Annotated in this window: 18 protein-coding genes and 2 pseudogenes; 13 read left to right on the plus strand and 7 right to left on the minus strand. The window is 71.4% G+C overall.

Going from position 1 to position 18,497, the window contains the following annotated elements:
* Positions 1-12: 12 nt before the first annotated feature.
* Entirely contained in the window at positions 13-975 is a 963-nt protein-coding gene (locus ACIQ8J_RS24690) for a CBM35 domain-containing protein (protein ID WP_403274520.1), read from the minus strand.
* A gap of 108 nt (positions 976-1,083) precedes the next feature.
* Positions 1,084-2,757, minus strand: a complete 1,674-nt coding sequence (cdgB, locus tag ACIQ8J_RS24695) for a diguanylate cyclase CdgB (RefSeq protein WP_403274519.1) — start codon at positions 2,755-2,757, stop codon at positions 1,084-1,086.
* Between the two features lie 421 nt (positions 2,758-3,178).
* On the opposite strand from cdgB, the gene ACIQ8J_RS24700 reads away from it, so the two are divergent.
* Entirely contained in the window at positions 3,179-3,652 is a 474-nt protein-coding gene (locus tag ACIQ8J_RS24700; RefSeq protein ID WP_403274564.1) for a flavin reductase family protein, read from the plus strand.
* Between the two features lie 27 nt (positions 3,653-3,679).
* Here ACIQ8J_RS24700 and arfB read toward each other — a convergent pair whose 3' ends face one another.
* Entirely contained in the window at positions 3,680-4,114 is a 435-nt protein-coding gene (gene arfB, locus ACIQ8J_RS24705) for an alternative ribosome rescue aminoacyl-tRNA hydrolase ArfB (RefSeq protein WP_403274518.1), read from the minus strand.
* Positions 4,115-4,323: 209 nt separating this feature from the next.
* Here arfB and ACIQ8J_RS24710 point away from each other — a divergent pair, with 209 nt between their 5' ends.
* A complete protein-coding gene (locus ACIQ8J_RS24710) occupies positions 4,324-4,899 on the plus strand; it encodes a TerD family protein (protein ID WP_403274516.1) in 576 nt (191 codons plus the stop codon).
* A 248-nt stretch (positions 4,900-5,147) separates the two neighbouring features.
* On the plus strand, positions 5,148-6,653 hold the full coding sequence (locus ACIQ8J_RS24715) for a M4 family metallopeptidase (RefSeq protein WP_403274563.1): 1,506 nt from the start codon (positions 5,148-5,150) through the stop codon (positions 6,651-6,653).
* Between the two features lie 28 nt (positions 6,654-6,681).
* On the opposite strand, the gene ACIQ8J_RS24720 is transcribed toward ACIQ8J_RS24715, so the two are convergent.
* A complete protein-coding gene (locus ACIQ8J_RS24720) occupies positions 6,682-8,115 on the minus strand; it encodes a M1 family metallopeptidase (RefSeq protein ID WP_403274514.1) in 1,434 nt (477 codons plus the stop codon).
* Between the two features lie 42 nt (positions 8,116-8,157).
* On the minus strand, positions 8,158-8,769 hold the full coding sequence (locus ACIQ8J_RS24725) for a heme-binding protein (protein ID WP_403274513.1): 612 nt from the start codon (positions 8,767-8,769) through the stop codon (positions 8,158-8,160).
* 200 nt (positions 8,770-8,969) lie between these two features.
* Here ACIQ8J_RS24725 and ACIQ8J_RS24730 point away from each other — a divergent pair.
* The 4 genes and pseudogenes from ACIQ8J_RS24730 to ACIQ8J_RS24745 all read left to right on the plus strand — a co-directional run.
* Positions 8,970-9,164 (plus strand): annotated as a pseudogene (locus tag ACIQ8J_RS24730) (sensor histidine kinase); the annotation flags it as partial.
* A 197-nt stretch (positions 9,165-9,361) separates the two neighbouring features.
* A pseudogene (locus ACIQ8J_RS24735) lies at positions 9,362-10,432 on the plus strand (sensor histidine kinase); the annotation flags it as partial.
* Positions 10,429-11,064, plus strand: a complete 636-nt coding sequence (locus ACIQ8J_RS24740; protein ID WP_403274512.1) for a response regulator — start codon at positions 10,429-10,431, stop codon at positions 11,062-11,064. The pseudogene ACIQ8J_RS24735 and the gene ACIQ8J_RS24740, both read left to right, overlap by 4 nt.
* Before the next feature lie 65 nt (positions 11,065-11,129).
* On the plus strand, positions 11,130-11,630 hold the full coding sequence (locus ACIQ8J_RS24745) for a hypothetical protein (protein WP_403274510.1): 501 nt from the start codon (positions 11,130-11,132) through the stop codon (positions 11,628-11,630).
* Between the two features lie 78 nt (positions 11,631-11,708).
* On the opposite strand, the gene ACIQ8J_RS24750 is transcribed toward ACIQ8J_RS24745, so the two are convergent.
* A complete protein-coding gene (locus ACIQ8J_RS24750; RefSeq protein ID WP_403274509.1) occupies positions 11,709-12,392 on the minus strand; it encodes a pentapeptide repeat-containing protein in 684 nt (227 codons plus the stop codon).
* A 149-nt stretch (positions 12,393-12,541) separates the two neighbouring features.
* Between ACIQ8J_RS24750 and ACIQ8J_RS24755 the strand changes: the two genes are divergently transcribed.
* From ACIQ8J_RS24755 to ACIQ8J_RS24775, 5 genes are all read left to right on the plus strand, one after another.
* Positions 12,542-13,753 (plus strand): NAD(P)-binding protein, encoded by a 1,212-nt coding sequence (locus ACIQ8J_RS24755; protein WP_403274508.1) that lies wholly within the window; start codon positions 12,542-12,544, stop codon positions 13,751-13,753.
* Positions 13,754-13,863: 110 nt separating this feature from the next.
* Positions 13,864-14,874 carry a zinc-binding dehydrogenase gene (locus tag ACIQ8J_RS24760; RefSeq protein WP_403274507.1) on the plus strand — a complete coding sequence of 337 codons (1,011 nt, stop codon included), beginning with the start codon at positions 13,864-13,866 and terminating at the stop codon, positions 14,872-14,874.
* A gap of 165 nt (positions 14,875-15,039) precedes the next feature.
* Positions 15,040-15,792: a DUF6879 family protein gene (locus ACIQ8J_RS24765; protein WP_403274506.1), complete on the plus strand. Its 753-nt coding sequence runs from the start codon at positions 15,040-15,042 to the stop codon at positions 15,790-15,792.
* Complete coding sequence (locus ACIQ8J_RS24770; protein ID WP_403274505.1) at positions 15,789-16,631, plus strand: helix-turn-helix domain-containing protein; 843 nt, start codon at positions 15,789-15,791, stop codon at positions 16,629-16,631. Before ACIQ8J_RS24765 ends, ACIQ8J_RS24770 begins: the two co-directional genes overlap by 4 nt.
* A gap of 158 nt (positions 16,632-16,789) precedes the next feature.
* Positions 16,790-17,053, plus strand: a complete 264-nt coding sequence (locus tag ACIQ8J_RS24775) for a hypothetical protein (RefSeq protein ID WP_403274503.1) — start codon at positions 16,790-16,792, stop codon at positions 17,051-17,053.
* Positions 17,054-17,073: 20 nt separating this feature from the next.
* Here ACIQ8J_RS24775 and ACIQ8J_RS24780 read toward each other — a convergent pair whose 3' ends face one another.
* Positions 17,074-17,547 carry a GNAT family N-acetyltransferase gene (locus ACIQ8J_RS24780; RefSeq protein WP_403274502.1) on the minus strand — a complete coding sequence of 158 codons (474 nt, stop codon included), beginning with the start codon at positions 17,545-17,547 and terminating at the stop codon, positions 17,074-17,076.
* A 142-nt stretch (positions 17,548-17,689) separates the two neighbouring features.
* On the opposite strand from ACIQ8J_RS24780, the gene ACIQ8J_RS24785 reads away from it, so the two are divergent.
* Positions 17,690-18,484 carry a rhomboid-like protein gene (locus ACIQ8J_RS24785; protein WP_403274501.1) on the plus strand — a complete coding sequence of 265 codons (795 nt, stop codon included), beginning with the start codon at positions 17,690-17,692 and terminating at the stop codon, positions 18,482-18,484.
* Positions 18,485-18,497: the final 13 nt, after the last annotated feature.

The following is an 18,497-nucleotide window of genomic DNA, read 5'->3' on the forward strand; positions in this document are numbered from 1 at the left end:
CGAGCGACCTCCTCAGGAGGAGGGCGTCAGCCAGATCTGGTCGAGGTTGGCCTGGCACTGGTTGCCCTGCTCGCAGGACAGCTTGATCTCGTTGGCGCCCTTGTTGAGCTGCACTATGGCGAAGGTGCTCTGCCAGCCCTTGGCCCAGTCGCCGGCCGGGGAGCCCGCGAAGTTCTTCATGTTCATCGGGCGGGACTGCGCCTTGCCGTTGAGCGTTATCGTCGCGTTCGCGTCGACGCCCGGCACGCCGTAGCGCAGGTTCAGCTTGTACGAGCCGGCCTTCGGGACGTCGGGCTTCCAAGTCACCGAGGCGCCCACGTTGTTGAAGTTGCCGACGAACGCGCCGCCCGTGCCCTGCGCGCCCGGCACGTTGGTGCCGACCTGCGCGGAGCCGCCGAGCGTCAGCGTCGCCGCGTCGTCCTTGGGGAGCGCGGCCGGGGACGGCGGCGGGGACGACGGGTCGGTGCTCGGTGCCGCGGATTGGCTGGAAGCGGACTTGCCGGGATTGGCGGTGTCGCTCTTCTTGTCCGTGCTGTCGCTGTTGCTGGCCAGCGCCACGGTGATGCCGATGACGACGGCCGCGACCACCGCGACCGCGCCGATCAGCAGCCCCTTGGTGTTGGGGCCGCGCCCCTGCGGGGGCGCCGGAGGCGGCGGAGTCTGCCGGGGCGGGCCGCCCTGGTAGGTCTCGGGCGCGGCGTACTGGGCGGTCGGCTGCCCGTACTGCTGCTGCGGGGGCCCTTGGTACTGCTGCTGCGGGATCTGTCCGTACTGGCGCTCACCGACCGTGCGCACCTGGTTGTACGACGTCCTGGGGACTCCGGGCTGCTGCTGCCCCACCGTCGGCCCGGGGTAGCCGTAGCCGCCACCGGTGCGGGGCGGGTTGGCGCCCGATGCCTGCCCGTCCTCGTACAGGTAGCCGAACGGATCGTCGTCCTCGGGGGTGTTCGCGCCGTTGTTGCCGGGCGTCGTCATCCGGGGTCACTCCTCACTGTCCGCCAGCCGTCGCCGACCGGCCGAGCCTACCCCGAACGGATGACTGCCCCGTCTGGGCTTGACCACACCCGCCTCGGGCCGGATCGCTCAGCCGGCCCGGCGGTGGACCTTGGAGCGCGACCGCTTCTCGATGTACATCCGCTGGTCGGCGGAGCGCAGGACCTCTTCCACGGACATCCCGCAGCTGGCCCAGCCGATGCCGAAACTGGCCCCCACCCGGACCGCTCGGCCGTCCACCCGAATCGGCGGGATGATCGCGTTGCGCAGGCGAACGGCCAGGTCGGCGGCGTCCGCCGCACCGAGCCCGTCCGCGAGCACGACGAATTCGTCCCCTCCGAGCCGGGCCACGGTGTCGCCGTCCCGCACGCCCCTGGTGAGGCGGCGCGCGACCTCGATGAGGACGGCGTCACCGGTGTGGTGGCCGAACCTGTCGTTGATCGACTTGAAGCCGTCGAGGTCGCAGAAGAGCACCGCGAGCCCCTTCGTACCGTCGTCGATCTCACTGCCGGGGGCCACGGCGTGGACGTGGTGGTCGTACGGTCCGCCGCCGGGCACCGCGTCGAAGTCGAAGCCGTCGGCGCGGAACGCGTGGCCGTGCGCCTCGCTCTCGCCCGTCGCGGGCAGCCGGTCGTACGCCGCGTCCAGGGTTTCGGCCGCACTCGCCGCGCCGACGGAGTGCGGCCGGGGACAGAGCCGGGCCGAGAGCCTCGCGCGCAGCTCGGCGCTGTTGGGCAGGCCCGTGAGGGCGTCGTGCGAGGCGCGGTGGGCGAGCTGGAGCTCGTGCCGCTTGCGGTCCTCGATGTCCTCGACGTGGGTGAGCAGGAAGCGGGGCCCGTCGGCGGTGTCGGCGACCACGGAGTTGCGCAGCGACACCCACACATAGGTGCCGTCGCGCCGCCCGAGCCGCAGTTCGGCCCGGCCGCCCTCGGCGGAGGTGCGCAGCAGTGTCCCTATGTCCTCGGGGTGGACGAGGTCGGCGAAGGAGTAGCGGCGCATCACGGAGGCGGGCCGCCCGAGCAGCCGGCACAGGGCGTCGTTGGTGCGCAGGAGCCGGCCGTGCTGGTCGCCGCCCATCTCGGCGATGGCCATGCCGGAGGGCGCGTACTCGAAGGCCTGCCGGAAGCTCTCCTCGCTGGCGCGCAGCGCCTGCTGCTCGCGCTCCAGGCGGACCAGGGCGCGCTGCATGTTTGCGCGGAGCCGGGCGTTGCTGATCGCAATCGCCGACTGCGAGGCGTACATCTGGAGCGCTTCCCTCCCCCAGGCGCCGGGCTTGCGGCCGTTGCGGGGTTTGTCGACGGAGATGACGCCGAGGAGTTCCTGGGAGCCGCCGGCGGAGTACATCGGGGCGTAGAGGCGGTCCTGCGGATGCCACTCGTCCTCGAAGCGCGGATCGGGTCCCTCGGTGTACCACTGGGGTACGTCGTCCTCCAGGAGCACCCAGCCCTCGGTGTGCGGGATGAAGCGGAGCCCGTCCCAGTCCTCGCCCATGGACAGGCGCCGCTCCCAGGAGGCGCGCGAGCCGACCCGGCCGGTGATCAGGGCTTCGGCGGCGGCGTTGCCCGCGAAGGCGGCGACGACCAGGTCACCGTCGGGGCGTACGAGGTTGACGCAGGCCAGCTCGTAGCCGAGTCCGGCGATGACGCCGTCCGCAACGGTCTGCAGTGTGTCGGCCAGGCTGCGGGCGGTGTTCAGCTCCGCAACCACCTGATGCAGCTGCCGCAAGGTCGCAAGACGGACGTACGGCTCCGACTCGGTCTCCATTGCTCGCTCTCCCCGAGACCTCGACAGCAACTCCTGGCTTCAGATCGGCGTTCCCTTTTCCACTGTCCCCGCCACTGAATCACAGCGAGCTGCCTCGCCGGTACACAGGGTCAACAAATACTGCCTCCTGTGACTCAAGTCACAGCAGATGATGAAGAGTTGGACGGTCTTTCCGTCTTTGCCCCCTACCTTTTCTGAACGCAAACACCTCATGGGTGCGGGCGTCGAGAGCGGGCGGGGACTGGGCCGCCGGACCTAGGTCCCGGCTGGTTCCAGGGTCCGATGCGGCCGACGGTGCGAGGAGACTAGCGTTCCGGTTGTGTTGCAGACACCCCTTTCCACCGCCCTTTCCCCACTTCCCCCACTTCCCCCGGGGACCCCTCATCCTGATGGGGTGAGCAATGACGAGTTCCGCGCGGCGATGTCCCGGCTGGCCGCGGGCGTGGTCCTGGTGACCGCGCACGACACCGAGGACGGACCCAGGGGCGAGGACGTCGGCATGACCGCGACCGCCTTCATGTCGGTGTCCCTGGACCCGCCCCTGGTCCTCGTCTCGCTGCGCAACGGCTCGCGGATGGACGACCTCCTCGCCGAGCAGCCGCTGTGGGCGGTGTCGGTACTGTCCGAGAGCCAGCGCCACATCGCGGGCCGGTTCGCGATGAAGGGCCGCATCAGCGACCGCCTGCTCTTCGAGGACATCCCGTACCGCAGCGGCGAGGTGAGCGGCGCCCCGCTGGTCGGCGGCGCGCTCGCGACCCTGGAGTGCCGCACCGAGCAGCACATCGTGGCGGGCGACCACACCCTCGTCATCGGCCGCGTCCTGACGGTGGGCCTGCCGAGCGCGGACGGCGGGCCGTTGACGTACTTCCGGGGCAAGTACCGGCAGTTGAGCTGAACCCTGGGGTCGCCCGCGAGGCCCGGCTCACCAATCGCGGCCGGTGCGGCCCTTCTTGGTCTGGGCGCGCTGCTTCTTCTCGCGCAGGCGGCGCTCGTTGATGCCGCGCGGGATCTTCGTGGCGCGGCGCGGCTTGGGCGGCGGGGCGGTCGCCTCGGCGAGCAGCGAGGCGAGCCGGACGGCGGCGGTCTCCCGGTTGCGCCACTGCGAGCGGTGCTCGGAGGCGCGTACCGAGATGACGCCGCCCACCAGCCGGTTCGCGAGCCGCTCCAGGGCGCGGGCCTTCCAGACCTCCGGCAGCGCCTCGGTCTTCGCGAGGTCGAAGCGGAGCTCCACCTGGGAGTCGCTGGTGTTGACGTGCTGGCCGCCGGGCCCGGACGACCGGGAGAAACGCCAGATGAGCTCGGCCTCCGGGAGGGAGACGGAGCCGCGGATGAGATAGGGCCCGGACATGACATCCATGGTGACGGCTGCGCGGCACCCCGTCACCCGCTTTTCACCGCGCGACGCGCGCCAGGCCCTCTTGTCGCCCCCTTCTCGCCCTCTTGGCGGCCGCTTGGCAAAGAAAGTAAAGGCGGTTGGAACCTCACGGTCCTCCGCCGACGTTATGGGGGATGACGGCAGCTTCGGGACGGCCCGAGGCCCGCGCATCACGACGAAGGGGACATCCCATGGCTGTAAGCCTGTCCAAGGGCGGCAACATCTCGCTCACCAAGGAGGCCCCGGGCCTGACCGCCGTCACGGTCGGCCTCGGCTGGGACGTCCGCACCACCACCGGAACCGACTTCGACCTGGACGCCTCGGCCATAGCCGTGAACGCGGCGGGCAAGGTCTACTCCGACGGCCACTTCGTCTTCTTCAACAACAAGTCGACGCCGGACCAGACCATCGTCCACACCGGTGACAACACCACCGGCGAGGGCGAGGGCGACGACGAGTCCATCAAGGTCAACCTGGCCGGCCTGCCCGCCGACATCGACAAGATCGTCTTCCCGGTCTCGATCTACGACGCCGAGAACCGCTCGCAGAACTTCGGCCAGGTGCGGAACGCCTTCATCCGCATCGTCAACCAGGCCGGCGGCGCCGAGATCGCCCGCTACGACCTGAGCGAGGACGCCGCGACCGAGACCGCGATGGTCTTCGGCGAGCTGTACCGCAACGGCGCGGAGTGGAAGTTCCGCGCCGTGGGCCAGGGTTACGCCTCGGGCCTGGTCGGCATCGCGAAGGACTTCGGCGTGAACGTCTGACGTTCACGTGGCGAGGTGCCCCCGGCGTTCGCGCCGGGGGCACCAACTCCCTTGCGAGCGGCTTGAATTGGTCGGTCAGCGGACATCGGCAACCCTCTTCCGGACACGATAAAGTCAAATAGTTGTCGGGTCACTGTCAAGAAGTGGTCATCGACTGGCAGTCTCCAACTCGCCCCCACGGAACGAGTGAAGGAGACCACCGAGTGCGAACCACTCTGCGTGCCGCCGCTCTTGCTGCATCCGCCGCCATGGTCGTCGTCGGCGTACAGTCCGGATCCACCGCCGGTGCCGCCGACCGCGAGGCCGGTGCCACCGCGCTTCCCCTCAGCACCGCCCAGCAGGCCGACGCCGTGCGCGCCGCCCAGGACGCGGCTCCGGCCGCCGCCCGCCGGATCGGGCTCGGCGCGAAGGAACAGCTCGTCGTCCGCGATGTGATCAAGGACGCCGACGGCACGGTCCACACCCGCTACGAGCGCACCTACGACGGCCTGCCCGTCCTCGGCGGCGACCTCGTCGTGCACACCGCCAAGGACGGCGCCCTCAAGGGCGTCAACCGGGCGACCGACGCGAAGATATCCGTCGCCACCGCCACCACCTCCCTCAAAGCCGCCCCGGCGGGCGCCCGCAAGGTCGTCTGGGCCGCCACCGGCAAGCCCGTCCTCGCCTTTGAGCGCACCGTCACCGGCACCCAGCCCGACGGCACCCCGAGCCGCCGCGACATCGTCACGGACGCCACCACCGGAGCCGAGCTGTACTCCCACGAGGAGATCGAGACCGGCACCGGCACCAGCGAGTACTCCGGCACCGTCACCCTCGGCACCACCAAGAGCGGCTCCTCCTACAGCCTCACCGACGCCGCGCGCGGCGGGCACAAGACGTACGACCTGAACCACGGCAGCTCCGGCACCGGCACGCTCTTCACCAAGTCCGCCGACACCTGGGGCAACGGCCTGCCCTCCAACCGCGAGACGGCCGCCGTCGACGCCCACTACGGCGCGGCCGTCACCTGGGACTTCTACAAGACCGAGTTCGGCCGCAACGGCATCGCGGGCAACGGCAAGGCCGCCTACTCGCGGGTCCACTACGGCAACGCGTACGTCAACGCGTTCTGGGACGACAGCTGCTTCTGCATGACGTACGGCGACGGCGCGGGCAACGCCAAGCCGCTCACCTCACTGGACGTGGCCGGTCACGAGATGAGCCACGGCCTGACCGCCGCCACCGCCAAGCTGAACTACAGCCGGGAGTCCGGCGGCCTCAACGAGGCCACCAGCGACATGTTCGGCACCTCGGTGGAGTTCTACGCCAACAACAAGGCCCACCCGGGCAACTACCTCATCGGCGAGCAGCTCGACATCAACGGCAACGGCACTCCGCTGCGCTACATGGACAAGCCCAGCAAGGACGGCAGGTCCGCCGACTACTGGTCATCGAGCGTCGGCGGCCTCGACGTGCACTACTCCTCGGGCCCCGCCAACCACTTCTTCTACCTGCTGTCCGAGGGCAGCGGCGCGAAGACGATCAACGGGGTGAGCTACAACTCGCCGACCTCCAACGGTTCCAAGATCACCGGGATCGGCCGGGTCAAGGCGTACAAGATCTGGTACAAGGCGCTCTCCACGTACATGACGTCGACCACCAACTACGCGGGGGCGCGCACCACGACCCTCAAGGCGGCGGCCGATCTGTACGGCGCGAGCAGCACCGAGTACAAGACGGTGGCGGCGACGTGGACCGCCATCAACGTGAAGTAGCCGTGACATAGCGTCAACTCACCTGGTTCTACGGGGAGTCGGGCTTGCCGTCCCCGTAGAGCCAGGTGTCCCACACCATCGAGAGGCTCGTGCCCGCCTCCTTGTCCACGAAGCGGGTGAAGTCCGCGGTCGAGGCGTTGGCGTGCCGGTAGGTGCGCACCCAGTCGCGCAGCAGGGCGTGGAACTTCTCGTCCCCGACCGCTTGGCGGATCTTGTGGACGACCATGGCGCCGCGCACGTACACCGGCCGGGCCGACACCTCGGCGGCGGTCGGCGGCTCGGCGGGCGGGAAGGACCAGATCTCGTCGCCGTCGTCCTTGGCGTACTCCTCGTCGAAGAGCTGCTGCGCCGACGGGCCGCCGTGGTCCTCGCTCCACAGCCACTCCGAATACTGCGCGAAGCCCTCGTTCAGCCACATGTCGCGCCACACGGCGGGCGTGACGGAATCGCCGAACCACTGGTGGGTCAGCTCGTGCACGAGGGTGCTGGTGTCGAAGTGGTCGAGCGGGATCACCGGCCGGTTCTGCGTCTCCAGCGCGTACCCGGCGGCCTTCTCGGGCGCGACGACGACGCCGGTGGAGGAGAACGGGTAGGGCCCGAAGTTCTTCTCCTCCCACGCCATGATGTCCGGCAACTGGGCGACGACGCCGGCGCTCTGCTTCTTCACCCCCGGATCGACGGCGGTGTAGAGGGGGATCCCGGACTTGGTGATCCCCTTGTCGTCGATCTCGTACGGTCCGATGGCGACGGTGGCCAGATAGGTGGCCATCGGCTCCTTGGTCCGCCAACTGAACGTCGTACGGCCGTTGATGGAGGTCTTGGCCGCCAACTCGCCGTTGGACACGGCCTGGAGACCGTCCGGCACCGTCACCTTGATGTCGTACGTGGCCTTGTCGCTCGGGTGGTTGTTGGACGGGAACCAGGTCATCGAGCCGGTCGGTTCGCCGAGCGCGAGCACGCCGCCGTCCGGCGATCTCAGCCAGCCCTCCACGGAGCCGTCGGGATCGGTGATGGTCTTCGGGCTGCCCGAGTAGCGGACGTACGCCGTGAAGGTCTCGCCCCCGGTCAGCTCGTCGTGCGGGCGCAGCGTGAGCTCGTCCCCGGCCCGGTTGACGGCCGCGGGCCGGCTGTCGACGGTGGCCTCCTCCACGTCCATCCCGGCGAAGTCGAGGTCCAAGGCGCTGAGGTCCTTGGTGGCCCGCGCCACGATGGTGGCGCCGCCCTTGAGGTGCCCGGAGGCCGGGTCGTAGTCGAGGTCCAGGCTGTAGTGCTGGACGTCGTAACCGTCGTTGCCGAGCCGGGGGAAGAGCGGGTCGCGGGTGCCGGACGAGCCCGGGGTGCCGTCGACGCCGCCGGTGCAGGACGTGACGGCGAGGGCGGTGAGCAACGCGGCGGCGAGGCGGACAGGGGTCGATCTCCTTCGCCCCTTCACTGCCGTCCGCCTCTCCGGTCGTTTGTCCACGTCTGTGATCCTACGGGCGGGACGAGGGGGTGCGAGCGGTGGCTACCGCTTCAGCGCCGCGACGCCCGCCTGTGCGAACTTCTCGTCCAGGTCGCCGCTCGGGGCGCCGGCCACACCGATGCCCGCGACCGGGACGGCGCCCTTCGCCTGGACGGGTGCGCCGCCCGCCAGGAACAGGGTGCCGGGGATGTCCTTGAGGTTCGGGGCCTGGGCGAGGCGCTTGGCGAGCTCGGAGGTGGGCGCGTTCCAGGAGACGGCGGTGAACGCCTTGCGCCGGGCCGACTCGGGGGCCTGCGGCCCGGAGCCGTCGCCGCGCAGGGTGACGAGGGTGTTGCCGTCCCGGTCGACGACGGCGACGGACACGTGCTGGTTCTCCTGGGCGGCGGCGGAGAGGGCCGCCTGGGCGGCCTTGGTGGCGGCGGGGAGGGTGAGGTGGGGGGTGCTGGTGAGGTGGGAGGCGGCGACGGTGGCGTCGGTGGCCGTGCCCGGCGCGGCGGCGCTGGCGGTGACGGCGCCGAGCGTGCCGAGGGTGCCCGCGGCGGCGAGGGCGGTGGCGAAGAGGGCGATCTTCTTGGCGTGCCCGCCCTTGACGGGGTTGTTGGCGTCCTGGCCCTCGGCGGGGTTCTGGGCGTTCCGGCTCTTGGTGAGGTTCATGCTTCGATCCTCCGGGCGGTCGCGGCCCCCTCCGGTCGGCGTACCGGCTGCTCGCGCCGCGCGTAACGGCGTACGGGTCCGTCAGCCGATCGGTTGATGCGGGGGTGGCCTGGCCGGGTGACGATGAGTGGGTACGTGGCGTACGTACGCGCAGGTGAGAGGTCCGGACGCGGGACGTCGGCGCGAGTGAGGAGAGCTGGGTGAACCGCAGTGGCGGGGCGCGGGACGGCGGCGATGCGCCCGGTACCGAGCGCCGGCTGCCCGTGGTCATGCACGCCGCGTTCTTCCTGCTGCTCGGCGCCTCGCTCGCCCGGTTCCTGATCCGGCATCCCGGGGAGGCCCGGACGCCCTGGATCATCGCGCTGTCCGCCACGCTGGCCCTGCTGTACGTGCTGGGGGGTGTCCGGTGGATCAGGGTCGGACAGGGCGCGGCGGCTGGTGCGGTGCATCGCAAGGCGCCGGAGCGTCTTCAATGGGGGTCCCCCCTGGCCTTTAAGGCCTTGGGGGAGGAGCTATCGGGACGGTTCGGCAACGCGGCGAGGTGCCGTGCCAGCCGCCGCGACCCCGGCCACGATCCACCGGACACCCCCCAGGCCCCGCGCCGGGTTCGCGGCCGACCCCGCGGCGGCTCGCCTGGCTCGGCTCGGTGGTGGCCGTCTGGATGGTGCTGGTCGTGCTGGCGCCGAGCTTCGCGTGGTGCGCGGTGCCGCTGTTCTACACCGGGCTGCGGACCCTGCGCCCGCGGGCCGCGCTGGCCCTGGTCGGCGTGCTCACCGCGTTCGTCGTCACGGCCCAGGTCGAACTGTCCGCCTCCGACGCCTTCGACCCGAACCTCGTCCTCGCGCCGCCCGCCGTCGCGGCGATCGCGACGGCGGTCTTCGTGCAGATGCAGCGCCAGTCCGACCGGCAGCGTGAACTGACCGAACACCAGCGGCAGTTGATCGACGACCTGATCCGCACCCGCCGCGAACTCGCCGCCACGGAACGCCGCGAGGGCACGCTCGCCGAGCGGCAGCGGCTGTCCATGGAGATCCACGACACCCTCGCCCAGGGCCTGTCCAGCCAGCAGATGCTGCTCCAGGCCGCCGACCGGGTGTGGGCCGCCGGCCCCGGCGCCGCCCGCCGCCATGTCCGTACGGCCGAGTCCATCGCCGAGCGCAACCTCGCCGAGGCGCGCCGGTTCGTGCACGATCTGGCCCCCGCGGACCTCGCGGCGGGCGGCGGCCTGGACGCGGCACTGCGCGCGCTGGCCGCGCGGGAATCGGCGGAGTCGGGCGCGTTCGAGGTCCGCTGCCACATCGACGGGGCGCCGAACGCGCCGCTGCCGGACCGCGTGAGCTCCGCGCTGCTGCGCATCGCCCAGGGCGCCCTGGCGAACGTACGCGAACACGCCGGCGCCACGACGGCGGCGCTGACGCTGACGTATCTGGGCGACCAGGTGGTCCTGGACGTCGCGGACGACGGGCGGGGGTTCGCCCCGGGGAGCGACGCGGCCGGCTTCACTTCCGCATCCGCATCCGGGGAGGCGCCGGGGGTGCGGGGCCACGGGCTGCCCGCGATGCGGGCCCGGGTGCGGCAGCTCGGGGGCTCTCTCACCGTCGAGTCGGCGCCCGGCGAGGGCACCGTCCTGTCCGCCGCGATCCCCCTGGAGCCCCAGCCGTGACGCATCCCGTACGCCCCGTCCGCGTTCTGCTCTGCGACGACCACGCGGTGGTGCGCGCCGGACTGCTCGCCCTCATCGGCAGCGAGCCCGACATCGAGGTGGCCGGGGAGGCGGGCAGCGGCGAGGAGGCGGTGGCCGCGGCGGCCAAGCTGAAGCCGGACGTGGTGCTGATGGACCTCCAGCTCGGCCCCGGCATCGACGGCGTGGAAGCCACCCGCCGCATCTCCGCCACCGGCAGCCACGTCCTCGTACTCACCACGTACGACACGGACGCCGACATCACGCGGGCGATCGCCGCGGGCGCGACGGGCTACCTCCTCAAGGCCGAGCGCCCCGAGGAGCTCTTCGCCGCGATCCGCGCGGCCGCCCAGGGCCGCACCGCCCTCTCCCCTCCCGTCGCCAGCCGCGTCATGAACCAGCTGCGCGGGGCGGCCCGCCCCACCCTCACCGCCCGCGAACTCGACATCCTCGCCCAGCTCGCGCAGGGCCTCGGCAACCGCGACATCGCCCGCGCGCTGTTCATCAGCGAGGCGACGGTGAAGACCCATCTGGGCCGCATCTACGACAAGCTGGGCGTGGACACGCGGGCGGGGGCGGTGTCGGTGGCGAAGGAGCAGCGGCTCGTGCCGTGACGGCGGCCCGCCCCGCGAGGGGGCTGCGGAAAGGGACCCGGCCCCAGCCATGACACCATCGACCCGTGCTCGACATCGGCTACTCCCTATCCCGCCGTTTCCCCGACCCCTCGCAGACCGACTACCGCCGCGCGGACGTCTACACCCTGCGCCACGACCTGTTCTGCGGAGACGTCTACCTCGCCGACACCAAGGCGGACCGCGAGGTGTCCACAGCCTGGGGATGGGTGCCGGTGCTCGACTTCGCGTGGGCGCTGTGCGACACCGTCGAGCGGCTCGACCAAGACCCGCGCGGCTCGCGCGCCGCGCAGCCCCAGTACGCCGAGATCGACTTCACCGAGTCGCCGGACCGGATGCTCTTCGAGCGCCGCTTCGGCTGGGTGGACGTGGAGGCCGACTGGATGCCCGCCGACGAACCGCCCCTCACCTTCTCGCACGCCGAACTCCGCCGCGAGACAAGGGACTTCCTGCACGACCTCGTCGCCGACCTGACCGACATGCACGAGGGCCTCGGCGAGAACCCGATCGTCTGGGACCTCCAGGCCCGCTTCCCCAGGCTGGCCTGACCGGCCGCCTTGGCCGGCCCTGGGGACCCCGCGGCCCCGGGCGTACCGCGGCCGCCCACAGGCCCGCGACGAGAACCCCTACGCCTCCACCCGTACCCCGATCTGCGCGGCCAACGCCGGTGCCAGATCGAGGAGTTGGGACGGGGTGATGATCGCGCCCGCCAGCCGCTCGACCCCGCGCGCGATGTCGAGCAGCGTCGCCCCGCGCAGATCGACGTCCTTCATCCGGGCGCCGCTGAAGTCCGCGCGGCGCAGTTCGCAGCCGTGGAACTCGACCCGCTCCAGCTTCGCCCCGCCGAAGTCCGGCTCGGACAGGACGCAGCCCTCGAAGACGACGTCGCGCAGCTCGGCCTCGCGCAGATTCAGGTAGTCGATCTTCCCGCCCTTGATCAGCACCCGCTCCAGCACCGCCCCGTGCAGCTGCACTCCGCCCATGCGGACGTCGCGCACCTCCACATCCCGCAGCCCGGCCCGGGACAGATCCGTACCCACACCGCGGACGCCCGACAGGACCGAGTCGACGAAGCGGGCGCCGCTCAGCCGGGTCTCGTCCAGCCCGCAGCCGTAGATGCCGCAGTCGAGGAAGCGGGCACTGCGCGCCTCCTGTCCCGCCAGGTCGAGGTCCCTGAACTCAAGCCCGTCATAGTCACCCTCCGGCTCCAGCTCACCCGCGCCGAACGGCGCCAGTGGTGGCAACCGCACCTCCGTCCTGCGGGCTCCCGCCGTCGCCGCCGTCTTCTTCGCACTCCGTGCCGCTGCCATGTCCCCATGCTGGACCATGACACTGACAATCACCCCTGCTCGGAAGCGGGGGAAGGCCCCGCTCCGTAAATTCGCGGCCCGGACATGTCACATTCGCCGAGCCCGTCCCGTCATATCTCCGAACGCGCAAGCCCGCGAAGGAGACCACCATGGACCGCCCCGGCAAAGCCCATCGCCCGCTCCGCCCCGGTCGCGTCACCGTCATCGGCGGCGGTTTCGCCGGTCTGACCACCGCGATCACCGCCGCCGAGGCCGGGGCCGCCGTCACGCTGTACGAGGCGCACGCCACCCTCGGCGGCCGCGCCCGCACCGCCGACGCCCCGTACCGCACCAACGAGGGGCCGCACGCCTTGTACAACGGGGGCCCGCACTGGTCCTGGCTCAAGCAGCGCGGGCTGCTCCAGCCGGTCGCGCCGGTGCGGCCCGCGGAAGCCGTACGGTTCCGCTTCCACCGGAACGGAACCCTGCGCCTCACCCCACCGCCCGCACTACTGCGACTGGCTCGCAAATCACCCGAACTCGCCTCGGTGGACGCCGACTTCACCACCTGGGCCGCCCGGACCGTCGGCGCCCGGGGCGCCCGCGCCGCAGCCCACTACGTCGCCGTCGCGCTCTTCCACCACGACCCGGGCTCGCTCTCCGCCCGTTTCGTACAGGAGCGGCTGCACCGTGCCGCGGCCCTGCCGCCGGAGGCCCACTACCCGGTCGGCGGCTGGGGCGCGCTCGTCGACCGGATGGCCGCCCGCGCCTGGGACCTGGGCGTACGCATCGAGACGGACGCCCGGATCTGTGAACTGCCGGGCGGCGCGGACGGCCCGGTCGTCGTGGCGACCTCGCTGGCGGCGGCCCGCCGGCTGCTCGGCGACGACACCCTGGACTGGCCCAGCGGCCGCACCGCCCTGCTCGACCTGGCGCTCAGGGCCCGCCGCGGCGACCCGTTCGTGGTCGCCGACCTGGACGCGCCCGGCTGGCTGGAGCGCTTCAGTGGCAACGACCCGGGGCTCACCCCACCCGGCGAGCAGCTCTTCCAGGGCCATTTCCCCATCGCCCCGTACGAGTCGAAGGCCGCCGGGATCGCGCGTGCGGAGGGGCTGCTGGACGCGGGGTTCCCGGGCTGGCGCCAGCGCGTCACCTGGCGGCGGGAGGCGCTCGCGGCGGGCCGTACGGGCGCGGTCGACCCGCCCGGCACGACGTGGCGCGACCGCCCCGCGATCGACCGGGGCCACGGCGTGTACCTCGCGGGCGACCAGACAGCGGCCCCCGGCGTCCTCTCGGAGGTCGCCTTCAACAGCGCCATGGAGGCGGCGTCTCTGTCCCTGACCGCTCTCAAACTCGCCCGCCTGGACGCGTATCGCCCCTGACGGCAAAGGGAGTTGACCTCAACCCGACTTGAGGTACCAGAGTGGCGGCAGAGCACGAAGCGCGACACAACCCCCCGAAACACCCCTCTCCCGACCCAACGGAGCCCGCCATGCACGCCGCACGCCTCCACTCCTTCGGCCCCGCCGAGAACCTGACGTACGAGAGGACGGAGGACCCCCTGCCGGCGCCGGGCCAGGTGCGGATCGCGGTCGCGGCGGCCGGAGTTCACTTGATCGACACCGCGTTCCGCGAGGGCCTGGAGGGCGGTCCGGTGACCCGGCTCGAACTCCCCGTCACGCTGGGCCGCGAGGTCGCCGGCACCGTCGAGTCCCTCGGCGAGGGCGTGGACCCGGCGCTGCTCGGCACGCGCGTGGTCGCCCACCTCGGCGGGCACCCGGGCGGCTATGCCGAACTCGCCGTGGTGGACGCCGCGCGGCTGCACTCGATCCCGGAGAACCTCGACGCGGCCGAGGCCGTCGCCATGATCGGCACCGGCCGCACCGCCATGGGCATCGTCCAGTTCGCGGACCTCAATGCCGAGTCCGTCGCGATAGTTCCCGCCGCGGCGGGCGGGATCGGAACGCTTCTCGTCCAGTACGCGAAGAACCTCGGCGCCACCGTGATCGGCCTTGCCGGGGGTCCGGCGAAGGTGGCCCGGGTGAAGGAGAACGGCGCCGACCTGGCCGTGGACTACACCCTCCCCAACTGGCCGGAAGAAGCACGCCGGTTCCTGGACGGCATCGCCCAGCAGGCCACCGTCGTCTTCGACTCGGTGGGCGGCCCCACCGGCCTGGCCGCCGTCGACCTCCTCGGCCCCGGCGGCCGCCACCTGGCCTTCGGCCATTCGAGCCAGGGCCTCCGCGAGGGCACCCCGCTGACCTTCCCGGCCGCGTATCTCGCCGAACGCGGCATCACCTCGCGCAGCGTGCTGGGCCCGGTGATGCTCCAGCAGACGGGCGGCCCCGACCCCCTGCGCACCCTGGAAACCCAGGCCCTGACCGAGGCCGCAACGGGCCGCCTGCACCCGGCCGTCCACCGCTTCCCCCTCTCCGAAGCGGCATCGGCCCACCGGGCCCTGGAGAACCGGGGGACTGTGGGGAAGGTGGTGCTGGTGCCGTAGGGGCGTTGGTCGCACCTCTCTGATCACCGGGATCACGATGCCCTCCCTGGTTGCCGAGACGGGGACTTCGGTGTTCCGGCGCGCGAATATTCGCGAATCACGCCGGACAGAACACCAGAGCCGGTCTCAACCTGGTCGTAACCTGTCCGGCGAGAGGGGAAGACGATGGCCCGGCGACTTCGCATCATCGGCACCAACTCCGGCAATGACGGCTGCCCGACCCTGTACGAAGACCTGGATACTGGAGAGGTCCTGGTCCAGGGGGACGCGGTGACCGACCCCGAAGACATCGCCCAACTCCGCGGCGTCAAGCCCGGGGAGGGTTTGGTCACGGTGCCACGCGTACTCCTGGCGGACTTCGCACCGAAGGAGGCGGACAGGGTGCCCGCGATGATCGGCTTCGAAGAGTTCAGTGGCATGTTCCGTACCTTCGAGCACACCGCCTGGCGCCTGGAGACCCGCCGCCGCTACCAGTCGGACGAAGAGACCGAGACCTACCGCCGGTTCGCTCGTGGCGAGAACGCCGGGTGGGACCTGGACGACCCGTGGTGCGTCTCCCGGCGCGAACAGTCGGCCCTGGGCAAGCGGTTCGAGCGCGTACGCATCATGGACAACCCGCCGTCCCTGGGGCAGCGGTACCTGCTCGACAACGCCCGCCGCAACAGTGCCGTAGGCGAAGACATCCGCAACCTGTGGAGGACCGACGCTGAGCGGCTGAAGCTCCCGGAAGTGGACTTCTGGCTCTTCGATTCACGCGTGATCGCGCGGCTCCACTTCGATGACGACGACCGGATGACGGGCGTCGAACTGATCACGGACCCCGTGGAGGTGGTGCGCGCCTGCCAGGTCCGTGACACGGCCTGGCACCATGCCGTCCCCTACGACGTGTTCGCGGGGCAGGTGCCGTCCGCCGAGTGACCACCGATTTCCAGCAAGCAAGAGTCTCCCTCGGCGTGCGGCTGCGTGAGCTGCGCGCCGAACGGGGGTTTACCGGACGAGAGTTGGCCCGCGAGCTTGGCTGGCCCCAGTCCAAGGTCAGCAAGCTGGAGACCGGGCGCCAGACCGCGACCGTCGATGACGTACAGGCGTGGGCGCAGGGCACGGGACAGCCGGAGGCGGCCGAAGAGCTGACCACCAGACTCCGGACCATGGAGTCCCGCTCCCGCTCCTGGAGACGACAACTCGCCGCCGGGCACAGGCCGGTTCAGGACGCGCTCACAGGCGAGTACGAGCGCTCCACGACGTTCCATGCCTGGCAGCGCTCCATGGTCGTCGGGATGCTCCAGACAGCCGAGTACGCCCGCCATGTGTTCTCCCAGTACGTGGACTTGCACCGGTCGGTCCGTGACGTGGAGGAGGCCGTCCGGGCCCGCGTGAAGCGCCAGGAGATGCTGTACGTACCGGGCAAGACGTTCCGCATCGTCATGTGGGAAGCCGCCCTGCGCGCCCTGGTCTGCCCGCCCGCGGTGTTGGCCGCACAGCTGGACCGGCTCAGCGGCGTGGTCGGACTGGACACCGTCACCTTGGGAATCGTCCCGCTCGGCGCCCCGCTCAAGCTCCCGCCGGCCAACGGCTTCTGGCTGTACGACGACCGCTTGGCGATCGCGGAGGACTGGCACGCGGAACTGTGGCTGGACGACGCCGAAACGGTCGGCGTGTACCGCCGAGTCTGGCAGTCGCTCTCCGATTCAGCCGTCTACGGAGCAGACGCCCACCGGGTGATCAGCCGTGCGAGACGGGCCCTGGACAACTCCTGAGAATCGGCCTGAGGCACCTCCGCCGACGCTCGAATCACCGCGAATCGGAGCCCACAGCCCTGCCCCACGCTCTCTACCGTCCGGGGAACGGTGCGCCGACTGGTGGCGATCCGCAAGGTTCAGGACGCGGGAAGGGAAGGCGAAGCGATGACCCAGAAGTGCCAGGCGCAGGACATGCGCCGAACAGCGGACACGTACGGCACAGCCAGGAGATGGCGCTGATGTGGGCCGTGCCGCCGATGAACTCCAGCTCTCTGGACGCGTGGCTCTACCAGGCCGATCCGGTGGACGGGTGCGATGGCTGCTCGGCTGCCATGGCGCGACTGGAGGCCGCCATGCGGGCCAACGACGCCACGGCCCGGTTCAACGCCTCGGCCGACGTTCGCAACCACCCCAACCATCAAGCGGAGGCGCCCAGATGAGATCCGGGGCCCCGCGTCGACTACTCCCCGCCCAGCGCCGCCAGCCCCCCGTCCGTGAGCCGGTACACCGTCCACTCGTCCTGCGGTCGCGCGCCCAGCGACTCGTAGAACGCGATCGACGGGGTGTTCCAGTTCAAGACCGACCACTCAAGGCGCTCATAGCCGCGCGCCACGCAGATGCGGGCCAGTGCCGCGAGGAGGGCCTTGCCGTGGCCGGCGCCCCGGGCCTCGGGGCGTACGTACAGGTCCTCCAGGTAGATGCCGTGCACCCCGCGCCACGTCGAGAAGTTCAGGAACCACAGGGCGAAGCCCACCGGCTCGCCCGACTCGTCCTGCGCGATGTGCGCGAACGCCGCCGGGTGCTCGCCGAACAGCGCCTCGCGGAGCTGCTCCTCGGTCGCGCGCGCCTCGTCGGGGACCTTCTCGTACTCGGCGAGCTCGCGGACCATCTGGTGGATCACGGGGATGTCGGCGGCTGTGGCGTTGCGAATCATGGCCGCAGGGTAGGCGGCGGGACGGCCGTTCCGCGCGGGCGTTTCGTCGTACGGACATCCCGCCCGAGGTGGCAGGGGTGACGCGCCTCCCGCCCGGATGTCGGTCCCCCGTCCTGCCCTACCCCCATGCGTGAATCAGCGCATGAGGCGTTTTCCCCCCGGCGGACGGCCGCCCGGCACCCGGGCCCGCGGCACACAGACCCCCGGCACAGGTGCCGAGCCCACACCGCCCCGCCGCACACCGCTCGCCCGCGCCGCGCGCCCGCTCCACCGCGCCCTCCGCTACATCCGCAGCGCGCCCGGCACCTACATCTGGCTGGCCGCGCTGTTCGTCACCACCATCGCCATGCACCACATGTCGCCCGACTTCGAGGCGGACTTCCTGCGGCAGCGGTCCACCAACATCCACGAGCTGTCGGCCAACCCCCGCCGGGTCCTGATCGCGAGCGCGTTCTGGATCGACGGCGGCGGCTGGCTCCCGTACGCCGTCCTCTACACCGTCTTCCACGCCCAGGCCGAACGCTGGCTCGGCACCCTGCGCTGGCTGGTCATCGCCTTCGGCACACATGTGGCCGCCACCTTCATCAGCGAGGGCGCCCTGCTGTGGGCGATCCGGCACGACTACGCGCCTCACGCAGCGGTCAACACCCTTGATGTGGGCGTGAGTTACGCGCTCGCCGGCGTCGTCGCCGTACTGACGTACCGGATCGCCCGCCCCTACCGCCACCTCTACCTCGCGGGCGTCGTCGTCATCTACGGCGCCCCGCTCCTGAGCGCCCGCACCTTCACCGATCTGGGCCACTTCGCATCCGTACTCATCGGCCTGGCCTGCTACCCGCTCACCCGCGGACGGGGCGGCGCCCCCTGGGACCCGGCCGCGACCCTGCGCACCGTCGGCCGCCACCTCGGCTTCTCCGGCGCGCGGGCCGAGGACTGACGCGCACCGGGCC

The sequence above is a fragment of the Streptomyces sp. NPDC094147 genome (assembly GCF_044764265.1).
Classification (GTDB): Bacteria; Actinomycetota; Actinomycetes; order Streptomycetales; family Streptomycetaceae; genus Streptomyces.

What these genes read in the sequence shown, in the direction of transcription:
- ACIQ8J_RS24760 (WP_403274507.1), top strand. Translation starts at nt 13,864, where the DNA reads ATGCACGCCGCACGCCTCCACTCCTTCGGCCCCGCCGAGAACCTGACG.
- ACIQ8J_RS24750 (WP_403274509.1), bottom strand. Translation starts at nt 12,392, where the DNA reads ATGGCAGCGGCACGGAGTGCGAAGAAGACGGCGGCGACGGCGGGAGCC.
- ACIQ8J_RS24755 (WP_403274508.1), top strand. Translation starts at nt 12,542, where the DNA reads ATGGACCGCCCCGGCAAAGCCCATCGCCCGCTCCGCCCCGGTCGCGTC.
- ACIQ8J_RS24700 (WP_403274564.1), top strand. Translation starts at nt 3,179, where the DNA reads ATGTCCCGGCTGGCCGCGGGCGTGGTCCTGGTGACCGCGCACGACACC.
- ACIQ8J_RS24690 (WP_403274520.1), bottom strand. Translation starts at nt 975, where the DNA reads ATGACGACGCCCGGCAACAACGGCGCGAACACCCCCGAGGACGACGAT.
- cdgB (WP_403274519.1), bottom strand. Translation starts at nt 2,757, where the DNA reads ATGGAGACCGAGTCGGAGCCGTACGTCCGTCTTGCGACCTTGCGGCAG.
- arfB (WP_403274518.1), bottom strand. Translation starts at nt 4,114, where the DNA reads ATGGATGTCATGTCCGGGCCCTATCTCATCCGCGGCTCCGTCTCCCTC.
- ACIQ8J_RS24715 (WP_403274563.1), top strand. Translation starts at nt 5,148, where the DNA reads ATGGTCGTCGTCGGCGTACAGTCCGGATCCACCGCCGGTGCCGCCGAC.
- ACIQ8J_RS24765 (WP_403274506.1), top strand. Translation starts at nt 15,040, where the DNA reads ATGGCCCGGCGACTTCGCATCATCGGCACCAACTCCGGCAATGACGGC.
- ACIQ8J_RS24785 (WP_403274501.1), top strand. Translation starts at nt 17,690, where the DNA reads ATGAGGCGTTTTCCCCCCGGCGGACGGCCGCCCGGCACCCGGGCCCGC.
- ACIQ8J_RS24780 (WP_403274502.1), bottom strand. Translation starts at nt 17,547, where the DNA reads ATGATTCGCAACGCCACAGCCGCCGACATCCCCGTGATCCACCAGATG.
- ACIQ8J_RS24725 (WP_403274513.1), bottom strand. Translation starts at nt 8,769, where the DNA reads ATGAACCTCACCAAGAGCCGGAACGCCCAGAACCCCGCCGAGGGCCAG.
- ACIQ8J_RS24710 (WP_403274516.1), top strand. Translation starts at nt 4,324, where the DNA reads ATGGCTGTAAGCCTGTCCAAGGGCGGCAACATCTCGCTCACCAAGGAG.